This is a genomic window from Noviherbaspirillum denitrificans (genome assembly GCF_002211445.1).
Lineage (GTDB): Bacteria > Pseudomonadota > Gammaproteobacteria > Burkholderiales > Burkholderiaceae_D > Noviherbaspirillum > Noviherbaspirillum denitrificans.
The window spans coordinates 4026482-4037324 of record NZ_LSTO01000001.1; the positions used below are offsets into that span (position 1 = coordinate 4026482).

The 10843-nt window shown below is 60.4% G+C and carries 13 protein-coding genes; 4 read left to right on the forward strand and 9 right to left on the reverse strand.

The genetic code is table 11. The annotated features are described in order from the left end of the window. Positions 1-64: 64 nt before the first annotated feature. The 3 genes from radC (at position 65) to rpmG (ending at position 1304) form a co-directional block, all read left to right on the forward strand. On the forward strand, positions 65-739 hold the full coding sequence (gene radC / locus AYR66_RS19490; protein ID WP_088708876.1) for a RadC family protein: 675 nt from the start codon (positions 65-67) through the stop codon (positions 737-739). Between the two features lie 137 nt (positions 740-876). Continuing rightward, positions 877-1113, forward strand: coding sequence for a 50S ribosomal protein L28 (gene rpmB, locus AYR66_RS19495; RefSeq protein ID WP_088708877.1), 237 nt, complete (start codon positions 877-879; stop codon positions 1111-1113). A gap of 23 nt (positions 1114-1136) precedes the next feature. Continuing rightward, a complete protein-coding gene (gene rpmG / locus AYR66_RS19500) occupies positions 1137-1304 on the forward strand; it encodes a 50S ribosomal protein L33 (protein WP_088708878.1) in 168 nt (55 codons plus the stop codon). A 109-nt stretch (positions 1305-1413) separates the two neighbouring features. Here the strand turns inward: rpmG and AYR66_RS19505 are convergent, their stop codons facing one another. The 7 genes from AYR66_RS19505 to AYR66_RS19535 all read right to left on the reverse strand — a co-directional run bounded on the left by AYR66_RS19505 (position 1414) and on the right by AYR66_RS19535 (position 7378). After that, positions 1414-2607 carry a DesA family fatty acid desaturase gene (locus tag AYR66_RS19505; RefSeq protein ID WP_088708879.1) on the reverse strand — a complete coding sequence of 398 codons (1194 nt, stop codon included), beginning with the start codon at positions 2605-2607 and terminating at the stop codon, positions 1414-1416. A gap of 113 nt (positions 2608-2720) precedes the next feature. Further along, complete coding sequence (locus AYR66_RS19510) at positions 2721-4058, reverse strand: mechanosensitive ion channel family protein (RefSeq protein ID WP_088708880.1); 1338 nt, start codon at positions 4056-4058, stop codon at positions 2721-2723. Further along, complete coding sequence (locus tag AYR66_RS19515) at positions 4055-4606, reverse strand: phospholipase D family nuclease (protein WP_088708881.1); 552 nt, start codon at positions 4604-4606, stop codon at positions 4055-4057. Before AYR66_RS19515 ends, AYR66_RS19510 begins: the two co-directional genes overlap by 4 nt. Next, the gene (locus AYR66_RS19520; RefSeq protein WP_088708882.1) at positions 4603-5859 is read right to left on the reverse strand and encodes an RsmB/NOP family class I SAM-dependent RNA methyltransferase; all 1257 of its coding nucleotides are present in this window, start codon (positions 5857-5859) and stop codon (positions 4603-4605) included. Before AYR66_RS19520 ends, AYR66_RS19515 begins: the two co-directional genes overlap by 4 nt. A gap of 9 nt (positions 5860-5868) precedes the next feature. Continuing rightward, a complete protein-coding gene (purN, locus tag AYR66_RS19525; protein WP_088709944.1) occupies positions 5869-6477 on the reverse strand; it encodes a phosphoribosylglycinamide formyltransferase in 609 nt (202 codons plus the stop codon). A gap of 66 nt (positions 6478-6543) precedes the next feature. Continuing rightward, positions 6544-6942 (reverse strand): barstar family protein, encoded by a 399-nt coding sequence (locus tag AYR66_RS19530; RefSeq protein ID WP_088708883.1) that lies wholly within the window; start codon positions 6940-6942, stop codon positions 6544-6546. 61 nt (positions 6943-7003) lie between these two features. After that, positions 7004-7378, reverse strand: a complete 375-nt coding sequence (locus tag AYR66_RS19535) for a guanyl-specific ribonuclease (protein ID WP_088708884.1) — start codon at positions 7376-7378, stop codon at positions 7004-7006. A 279-nt stretch (positions 7379-7657) separates the two neighbouring features. Here AYR66_RS19535 and AYR66_RS19540 point away from each other — a divergent pair, with 279 nt between their 5' ends. Further along, complete coding sequence (locus AYR66_RS19540; protein WP_088708885.1) at positions 7658-8014, forward strand: hypothetical protein; 357 nt, start codon at positions 7658-7660, stop codon at positions 8012-8014. A gap of 37 nt (positions 8015-8051) precedes the next feature. Here the strand turns inward: AYR66_RS19540 and AYR66_RS19545 are convergent, their stop codons facing one another. Both AYR66_RS19545 and AYR66_RS19550 read right to left on the reverse strand, forming a co-directional pair. Beyond that, positions 8052-9266, reverse strand: coding sequence for a patatin-like phospholipase family protein (locus AYR66_RS19545; protein ID WP_088708886.1), 1215 nt, complete (start codon positions 9264-9266; stop codon positions 8052-8054). 75 nt (positions 9267-9341) lie between these two features. After that, a partial coding sequence (locus AYR66_RS19550) for a gamma-glutamyltransferase family protein (RefSeq protein WP_088709946.1) occupies positions 9342-10843 on the reverse strand: 1502 nt, incomplete at its 5' end.

Consider the following 10843-nt stretch of genomic DNA (forward strand, 5'->3'; position numbering starts at 1 on the left):
ATAGTTAACGTTTTTGCAATTATCTTCGTATAATTGCCCTCCCCGTCCCAACCCATTTCACCCCATGGCAATCACCGACTGGCCAGAAGACCAGCGGCCGCGCGAACGGCTGGTCAAACATGGCGCACACAGCCTCTCCGATGCGGAACTGCTTGCTGTCTTCCTGCGTGTCGGCGTCAGCGGCAAAAGCGCAGTCGATCTGGGCCGCGACATGATTGCGCGCTTCGGCTCGCTGAACGGGCTCTTCTCCGCATCGCTGGCGGACTTTTCGACCATACACGGCCTGGGGACAGCCAAATATGCGCAGCTGCAGGCGGTGATGGAACTGGCACGCCGATCCATCACTGAAGAATTGAAGACCGGCGAAGCCCTCTGCTCGCCGCAAGCGGTGAAGCAGTACCTGCAACTGCTCCTCGCGCGGCGCCACTATGAATCGTTTGTCGTGCTTTTCCTCGACGTGAAGAACCGGCTGATCATCGCCGAAGAGCTGTTCAGGGGCACGCTGACACAGACCAGTGTCTATCCGCGGGAAGTCGTAAAGGCAGCCCTTGCCCACAATGCCGCCGCCGTCATCCTCGCGCATAATCATCCTTCCGGCACGCCCGAGCCCAGCCATGCGGACCGCGCGCTCACGCAGGCATTGAAGCAGGCACTCGCGCTGGTGGACGTGCGTCTGCTGGATCATTTCGTGGTCGCGGGCCGGCACGTCTACTCGTTTGCGGAGCATGGGGAAGCCTGATTTGCCCCGCCCCTCAAAATGTTAAATCAACGATAAATTCAACGACACAATTGTTTTTCGCAAGTCATTGAAAACGCACATTTTTTTCGATATACTCTCGTTTTTTCCAAATTCTGGAATCTTTTAAGGAGTAAACCATGGCACGTGTTTGCCAAGTCACCGGGAAGGGGCCGATGGTCGGCAACAACGTTTCCCATGCGAACAACAAGACCAAGCGTCGCTTCCTGCCCAACCTGCAGAACCGCCGCATCTTCGTTGAATCCGAAAACCGCTGGGTTTCCCTGCGTATCTCCAACGCCGGCCTGCGCGTGATCGACAAGATCGGCATCGACGCAGTCCTCGCCGACATGCGTGCCCGTGGCGAGAAAGTCTAAGCGGAACCTAACAGGAAATCATCATGGCAAAATCTAACCGCGACAAAATCAAGCTGGAATCGACCGCTGGTACCGGCCACTTCTACACCACCACGAAGAACAAGCGCACCATGCCGGAAAAAATGTCGATCATGAAGTTCGACCCGAAGGCACGCAAGCACGTGGAATACAAAGAAACCAAGATCAAGTAATCGATCCGGATTCCAAGACAAAAGCCCCGCATCGCGGGGCTTTTTCTTTATGTGCAGGCGAAAAAAAAGGCCGGGGAATTCCCCGGCCGCGCTCTTCATTGCGTATCAATCAGGCGTAGCTGCGCAGGCGCGAAGAAAACTCCTGCAACGACTTGATGCCGGAAGCCTCGGCACGCGCACACCAGTCCTGGAGCTGCTGCAGCAGCTGCTCGCGGCTGGAGTTGGAACGTTCCCAGATGGCGCCGAGTTCGACGCGCATTTCATGCATGGTCTTCAATGTCTTGCTGTGCACGAACAGCTCCGTCAGTTGCTGCTTCTGCGGCGCCTCCAGCTTGGCCGGCTCGCGCTGGAGCAGCTTCTTGGCATTCTTCAGGAACTTGGTTTCGAGGTTCGCCTTGCCCTTGAGGTGTTCCAGTTCGTCGCGCCACGTGCGTTTGAGCGACTTCGCATACTTGGCGGTCACGTCATAGCGGTTGGCGATCACGGATTGCAGGGTTTCGAAATCAGCAACCAGCTTCCTGCTGTCGAACTTGGGTTCCGGCGCGACCTTCTTCACCTTGGCCAAGCCCAGGGTTTCGAGGATACGAATGTACAGCCAGCCAATGTCGAACTCATACCACTTGGACGATAGCTTGGCGGACGTGCCGTAGGTGTGGTGGTTGTTGTGCAGTTCCTCGCCACCGATAATGATGCCGATCGGAAAAATGTTGGTCGACGCATCGGTGCAGTCGTAGTTGCGATAACCCCAAAAGTGGCCAATGCCGTTGATGATCCCGGCGGCAGTAATCGGAATCCAGAGCATCTGCACTGCCCACACGGTCAGGCCGATTACGCCGAACAGCATCACGTCGATGATCAGCATCAGGCCCACACCCTGCCAGCTGTACTTGGTATAGAGGTTGTGCTCAAGCCAGTCATCCGGCGTGCCGTGGCCGTACTTCTCCATCGTTTCACGGTTCTTCGACTCGGCGCGGTAGAGCTCGGCACCTTCCAACAGGACCTTGCGGATGCCGCGCGTTTGCGGGCTGTGCGGATCGTCCTCGGTTTCACACTTCGCGTGATGTTTGCGGTGGATGGCGGCCCATTCCTTGGTCACCATGCCGGTGGTCAGCCACAGCCAGAAACGGAAGAAATGGCTGGGAATCGCATGCAGTTCAAGCGCACGGTGCGCCTGGCAACGGTGCAGGAAGATGGTCACACTGGCGATCGTGATGTGCGTCACCACGAGCGTGAAGATGAGGACTTCCCAGCCTGAAGCGCCGGTAATTCCATTGGATAAGAAGTGCAGTACTGCGTCGAGCATCGTGAGTCCAGTCTATGAGTTTCGGGTCGAATGCATCCGGATACGTCGCTGGAAGCGCTCTGTCAGCCGAAAACTGACCTCCTACATGCATTTGCGCCCCGATTGTACGCTTTTTATGGCGTTCCGGCGGTGCGCAAGTTCTGCAAAGTCGAGGTTTCCGGGCCGGCAGATGGGTCGAGCAACCGGATCTCGCGCTGCGGATACGGAATCTGGATGCCATGAAGTTGCAATTGTTTCCAGATAGCGCGATTAACGTCGGACAGCACGCCGGAGCGTCCGTTCTCCGGATCGGCAATCCACCAGCCGATTTCGATCTCGAAGCCATCCGCGTCAAAACGGACCAGGAAAGCTTGTGGGGCGGGATCCTTCAACACGCGATCAATGCCGGCCGTGGTTTCTTGCAACAATTCCAGCACTGCATCGATGTCGCTTTGGTAAGCCACCGACAGTTTGGTCGACATGCGCAGCATGCGGTCGCTGAGCGAGTAATTCTGGACCGGGCCGGACAGCAGCATTTCATTCGGGACAACAGTTTCAATGCCGTCCATGCTGCGGACTACCGTGTAGCGTGTATTGATCTGTGTGACCTGCCCGAAATACTTGTCGACGTTGACCAGGTCGCCGATCGCCAGGCTGCGCTCGATCAGGATTACGAAACCCGAAACATAACTACTGACGATCTTTTGCAAGCCAAGGCCGAGGCCGACGCCAAGCGCGCCGCCAAACACGGAGAGGACGGTGAGGTCGATGCCGACCAGCGACAGGCTGATAAGCACGGCGAGCAGGATCAGCACCGCGCGGCCAAGGCGCGCCGTTACCGCCCGCAGGGAAGAATGGACGGCATCCATCCGCATCAGCCTTTCCTCCAGCACGGCGCCGCCCCAGAGTGCAAGGATCAGGGTGACGACCACCGATGCAGCGCCCTGAAGGATGATCAGCAGCGATGTCTTATGGCGTCCGACCGGGATTTGCGTCTGCTCGAGGAAACCGACCAGTTCGGGCCAGACGCCGGTGATGTAGAGGGCGACGCCGCACCAGACCACGGTGGCGAATACCTTTTCAAAGGTCAGCAGCATCTTCCCTGCCTTGCCGCCGCGCGCGAAAATCCGGCGCAGGATATAGAAGGCCAGGCGAATCAGTGCAAACGAGCCGACCAGCGGCATCGCCACGCGCAACAGGTTCACGTTCTGCCAGCGCTCGAGCGTGTACGTCGCGACGGCAATCAGCGTCAGTGCCACGAGCGGCGCGAGCACGCTGGCAAAGCTCTCCACTCCAAGCCGCATGACGCGCAACTGCATGTCCTGCGCACTCAGGCGGTTGCGAAGCACGCGGCCCAGCGCCCATCCAAGGGCGAGACAAGCGACCAGCGCGGTGAGTTGCCAGAGCAGTCCCGGATCGCTCAGGTCAGTCCACATGTCCGTCAGGAGGTTCGAAAGCAGATTCTGTTTCATTTCTTGAAGGGTGTCGCCTCTTGGCGGTGCCGCTCCCAGTTCTCCGCGAAGCGGGATGCGAGCGCCGGGTTGTTACGCGCAATCAGGATGTTTTCGGCATTCTTGTGCTGCGCCGTCCAGGTGTAGTTGAAGCTGCCGGTGATGACCGTTGCGGCCGGTCCGTTGGCATCGACAACGATGACCTTGTTGTGCGCGTTCTGGTAATTGTTGTCGACCCAGACCGGCACGCCGGCGGCGGACAGTTCGCCGGCCATCGAGGACGGCACCTTTTCCAGCTGGCCGCCATCGACCAGCACGCGCACGTCAACGCCGCGCCGATGTGCTGCCACAAGGGTAGAAGCGATCTTTTTGCTGGTCAACAGATAGGCCTGGACGAGCACCTGCCGGCGTGCGCCGGCCAGCACGTCGATGATGGCGGTTTCGACATCCTCCCAGGGGGCGAACACCGGCTGCAGCGTTCCCTGCGCCGGAAACACCGGCCCGGCCGTGGCGACGCCGGTCAGCGCCAGCGAGAGAAAGGCAACGACAAGCGATGTCCGCCCGTTCATTTCTTCCGCTCGAAGACTGCGGCGAAAAAGCCATCGGTCTGGTGGATGTGCGGATAGAGCTTGAGGTAATCGCCCATCTCGAGCGCGACCTTTTGCTCGGCGAGCACGTCCTTCATCGGAACGAGCGTGAAGTCGGCGTGCGACGCGAGGAAACCCGACGCAATGGCTTCGTTTTCCTCGTCGAGGAGGCTGCAGGTGGCATACACGAGACGGCCGCCGGGTTTGACGAGGCGTGCCGCGCTGGCGAGGATGGATGTCTGCTTGGCGTTGAGCTCGACGATCGATTCCGGCGTCTGGCGCCATTTCATGTCGGGGTTGCGGCGCAGGGTACCGAGGCCGCTGCATGGGGCATCGACCAGCACGCGGTCGATCTTGGCCGCGAGGCGCTTGATCTTGGCGTCGTTTTCGTGGGCGATGACGACCGGATGGACATTCGACAGACCGCTGCGCGCGAGGCGCGGCTTCAGCTTTGCGAGGCGCTTTTCGGACACGTCGAAGGCGTACAGGCGGCCAGTGTTGCGCATCATTGCTCCCAAGGCCAGCGTCTTGCCGCCGGCGCCGGCGCAGAAGTCGGCGACCATTTCGCCGCGTTTTGCACCCAGGATCTGGGCAAGCAGCTGGCTGCCTTCATCCTGCACTTCGATTGCGCCGTCCTTGAACAAAGGCAGGTTCTGCAGTGCCGGCTTCTTGTGCAGACGCAGGCCGAACGGTGCGTAGGGCGTCATTTCGGCAACGATCGGCGCCTTGGCCAGTTCTGCGACCACATCTTCGCGCTTGGCCTTGAGGACGTTCACGCGCAGGTCGAGCGGTGCGTTACGGTTGAGGGCTTCGGCCAGTTGCAGCGCCGCGGCCTCGCCGTCGCGCGCGACCAGCTTGTCGAACAGCCACTGGGGCAGGTTGGCGCGCAATGTGACTGGCAGCGCAGTGCGGTCGATCTGGGCGATGCGCTGTAGCCAATCCGATTCCTCGGCGGCCAGACCGGCCAGTGCGTCGGCACCGAGCACGTCAGCAAGGCCAAGCAGGGCGAGGCGGCGCATGGCGGGTCCATGTCCGGATTCGGCAAAGCTCGCATAGCTGAGCTTGTTGCGCAGGACGGCATAGACGCCTTCGGCGACAGCGCCGCGCTCGCGCGGACCGAGCTTCGGATGCTCGCGGAAATAACGGGAAAGGATGACGTCGGCCGGGCCGGTGAAGCGCAGGATTTCACGCAAGGCTTCTTCGGTGTGGCCAACGACTGCGGGATGCAATCTCATGGAAGTCTTTCAGGGAGTGACGACGCGCACGATGCCGTTGTCGATCGCGAGCCGGCCTTCGATGAAGGAACGCACGGCGCGCGGGTAAATGATGTGTTCCTGCACCAGCACGCGTTCGGCAAGCGCATGTTCGGTATCTTCCGGCAGGACGGGCACGACCGCCTGTTCGACGATCGGACCGTGGTCGAGTGCCGCAGTGACGAAGTGCACGGTGGCACCGTGGAACTTGACGCCCGCCGCCAGCGCCTGGTTGTGCGTGGCCAGGCCGGGAAAGCTCGGCAGCAGGGACGGATGGATATTGAGCATGCGGCCGTCGTAATGGTCGACGAAGGCCGGTGTCAGGATGCGCATGAAGCCGGCCAGCACGACGAGGTCCGGCGAGTACTTGTCGATTTCGGTGCGCAGCGCGGCATCGAATTCTTCGCGGCTGGGGAAAGTCTTGCTCGGCACAACCGCTGTCGCAATGCCATGTTCGGCGGCGAAGACGAGGCCCTCGGCGTCGGCACGGTTGGCGATGACGGCGGCAATCCGGCACGGCCATTGTTCGGACCGGGCGGCGCGGACGATAGCTTGCATGTTGCTGCCGCGTCCGGAAATGAGGATGACGATGTTTTTCATGGCGCGCATTTTACCGTGAATAAAAAAGCCGACCGGATGGGTCGGCTTGTCGGGAGGCGGGAAATCTTACTGGAATGAATAGAAGACGCGGAAGGCCACTTTGCGCTCTGCCCAGAAATCCGCCGCATCGCGGAATACGTCCAGCAGGGTTTCACGCGCTTCCTTGTCGAACTTGGGCGTGTTGGGCAATTGCTCGATCACCACGAGGAAGCCGGGTTGCGGGCCGGCCTTGAACGCCAGGTCGGTCAGGCAGTCGGCGAGCGCGTCGAAATTCTTGCCGAAATGGCGCGGAAAATGGAAAGCCGTTGCAATGCGCGTCAGTACCTGCTGCTTGGTCGTCGCGTCCGCACACCAGGCGTAAAGGAAATGCTGGCCGAGGCGGGCGGCTTCTTCCTGCAGCTCGTTGACACGGAACGCGCGAATCGACTGGACTACATTGGGCGGCACCGTTTTGAACAGGCTCATGTCATCCTCGGCTCGTGCGATTAGCTGGACGGGGTTGTGCAGTGACTCGATACGCATTTCGTTACTCTTTGATGCGCCTGAAGGTCGCATAGTGGTCATCGGTGTAATAGTATTCGCCGGATGTCGCGGGTTCTCCCCCAGAGACAATGCGCCGCGCACCGCGGTTGCGCGCGCCGGGAGTCTTGACCGTGAATTCGCGATAATACCCGCGCTTCTGTTTCGGCAAAACCCCTTCATAGTTCCCGAAAACGCTGCCGTCCTTGGGATAGGGATAAGGGCCGCCCTGCTTGATCAAGGCCAGGGTCAGCTGAGCTTCTTTCGGCAGTTCCCACACGGCAACAACGCCGACCGGGGCCGGTCCTTTGGCAAGGACATTTACAGAAAGCAATAACGCAAGGACGAGAAACGTCCAAGTTTTCAGGAACTTAGCCAACATCGTCGCTCGTCCGCTTGGTTGCAGGAATACCAACACTTGCGTTTTCCGGGATTACGTAGGGTAACGTGTTGTCAGAAACGAAGCAAGCCTTGCCGGTCAATTTCGAACCTGTTTTCAAGCACTTAGCCGCGTTTTATTGCTGATGAAGTAACTTTTTGAACCGCGGAAAGTTGCCGCTCACAATTTGTTGCAATACTTACTTGCCATCGAATAATTGTTCGTAGCCGGATAAGGGGGGTTTGACGTTTAATAGGTCAGGAAAACCTCAAGGAGAACGTCATGAAACAATTCGCCCCTTCGTCCCCAGCCAAGTGGATTGCCGTTGCGGCAGTCGTACTGGCGGCGCCGATGGCCGGCGCCAGCGACGTGGACTGGTCTGTCACAGTGGGATCCGGCTATCCGGCCGCACGCGTGTACACGCCCCCGCCACCCGTCGTTTATGTCCAACCGGAACCAGTGTACGTCAGGCCGCGCCCGGTCTATGTGCAGCCGCGTCCGGTCTACGTCCAGCCGGCGACTGTCGTGCAGTACGGCCCGCCGGCCTACTATGTGGAGCCGGGCCGGCCCCACAAGCACAAGCACAAGCACTGGAAGCATCGCCACGACGATCGTTACTACGACCGTTACGACTATTGACGGCAAACGGGCACGCCATCAAGGGTGCCCTGCCCTTTCATGCGGTCCGTGCCAGTACAGGCGCGGACTGCACACCTTCCTCCGCCTTCCCGAAAAACGCCAGCACATCGGCCTTGCGCGCCAGCGCATCCTTGCGGCCAAGCGTGATCAATTCCCCGGTAAAACTTGATTCGAACAGCAGGTAGGATGCCAGTGCGGCGCCACGTGCCTCGGTTGCGCCGATGCCGCCAAGCAGCATGCGGATCGGACCGGGCAAGCTTTGCACGTGGCGGCTTGCAATTTCATCCAGCCTTTCCGACGGTGCAATGATGAGCAGGTCGACCGGACGCAGCGGCGTCCTGCGGCGCTGCTCTTCGGTCAGGACGGACAGGGTCAGGTTAATGCGAGTCATACGTTCGATATCGACCGCAAGACTGTCGAGGAAGATGCTTGACATTGCATGGCCGGCAATCTGCGCCAGGCTTGGATAAGGCGCAAACTCGGGCGTGTCGCGCTGCTGCTCTGTCAGGCGGCCGGCGCCGATCACCATGACCTTGTCGGCACCAAGGTGGATCGCCGGCGAGATTGGCGCCAGCTGGCGCATCGATCCATCGCCGAAGAACTCGCGCTTGCCGTCGCAGTAAATCGGCGTAGCGGGAAAAATCAGCGGGATCGCGGACGAAGCGAGCAAATGTTCAACCCCGATCTGGCTGCGCAGCGCAAGGCGTTGCGAGCGTATCCAGGGCTCGATCTCCGCTTCGGTCTGGAAAAAGGTGATGTGCCTGCCGGCAGTGTACGAAGATGCGGTCACTGCCAGCGCATGCAGCGCTCCTTGCATCAGCGCCTCATCGAGACGCGGAAAGTTGAGCACGCGGTTCAGGAGGGTGATCAGCGGCGTGTTGTCGAGCAGCGCGTTCGGCGGGTTCGCCTTCCACTTGCGCAACAGCCAGCCGAAGGACATCAGGGACAGCCAGCGCGCACCGGATCGCAGGACGCCGAGCGAGTCGGCGCGGTACACCTGATCGACCATGATGTTGTTCCACAAGCCGAGGACTTTTTCCAAACCTTCATCGAAATTGTCGGCGTGGCACGCGAGCGCCGTGGCATTGATTGCTCCTGCTGAGGTGCCGCAGATGATGTCGTAGGGATTGCGTCCAGCGGTCCAGCCGGCTTCACGCAGGATGCTCGCCACACCCTCGAGCACACCGACCTGGTATGCTGCGCGTGCCCCGCCGCCCGTCAGGACGAGTCCCGTTTTTTTCTGCTTTCCCATAGAGAAGAGATTAGCAGGCGATCCGGCCTTTGGGGAGGAAGGGTACGCGGAATGGATGAAAAAACGACGCTCGCGCTAGTCGCCTTTGACGATGCCTTCACGACGTGGATCGGCGCCGCCGAACCACATTTCTTCGCCATGAATGTTCATCCGCATGATGCCCTGCAATCCGGAGGTCTGCTCCATCAGGCGCACGTTGTGTCCCCTTGCTTTCAACTGTTCGACGACACTGTCCGGCACCCGCCCCTGCTCGAGTTCGGTGGGGCCGTTCCGGCTGCCGAAGTTGGGCAGGCTGATCGCCTGCTGCACGTTGAGCCCCCAGTCCAGCGTCCCTACCAGCACCTTGGCGACGTAGTTGATGATCGCGGATCCGCCGGGCGAACCGGTCGACAGCACCAGCTTGCCAGTGGCCTTTTCGAACACCAGAGTCGGCGCCATCGAACTGCGCGGACGCTTGCCAGGCTGGACACGATTGGCAACGGGACCGTTGGCATCCACCGGGTCGAAGGAGAAGTCGGTGAGCTGGTTGTTCAGCAGGAAGCCGCGCACCATCTGCCGGGATCCGAAGGCATCCTCGATGGTCGTAGTCATCGAGATTGCGTTACCAGCAGCGTCGACGATGGAGATATGCGACGTTGATGGCAGTTCGGGTGAGTTGTCGTTGCCAAGTGCCAGCGCCGTCGCGGGCGGTATGCCGAACTTTGCCTGTCCCATCGACTTTTCGCCGATCAGCGCCGCGCGGCCGGCGAGGTATTGCTTGTCGAGCAGGGCCTTGGCGCTGTTTCCGGGCAGCGGTACGAAATCGCTGTCGGCGACATAGCGGCCTCGGTCGGCATAGGCGAGACGGCCGACCTCCGAGAACAGGTGGATCGCGTCGGCATTGAGGTTGCCTTCCCTGGGGGCGAGTGAACGGATATCCCGCGTTTCGAGCATGCCCAGCATTTGGGCGATCGCGATGCCGCCCGAGGACGGCGGAGGCATGCCGCATACGGTCCACACCTTGTAGTCGATGCAGACCGGATCACGCACCTTTGCCTGGTAACGGGCAATGTCGGCGGCGGTCAGCAGGCCGGGATTGGTTGCGTGTCCCTTGACCTTGGCCTCAATGTCGCGCGCAATCTGGCCCTTGTAAAATGCGTCGGCGCCGCCCATGGCGATCTCGCGCAGCACCTTGGCCAGCTCGGGATTCCTGAGGACGTGAGCTACCGGCCAGGGGTTGCCATCCCTGTCAAGGAAATAGGCGGCGGCGACAGGATCTTTTTTCAGGTGCTGCTCGGCTTTGAGCATGGCATTGAGCCGCGGGCTGACCGGGAAGCCCTCTTCCGCCATCCTGATCGCAGGCGCAAAAAGCGATGCCCACGGCAGCTTGCCGTACTGCCGGTGCGCCAGTTCGAGCATGCGCAGCACGCCCGGCGCGCCAACGGAGCGCCCTCCGACTACGCCATCGTAGAAGGCCATTGCCTTGCCTTCAGGCGTGTAGAACATCTTCTCGGTCGCGGCGGCGGGGGCGGTTTCACGTCCGTCGAATGCCTTTACCGACTTGCCGTCGAAATGCATCATAAACGCCCCACCGCCGA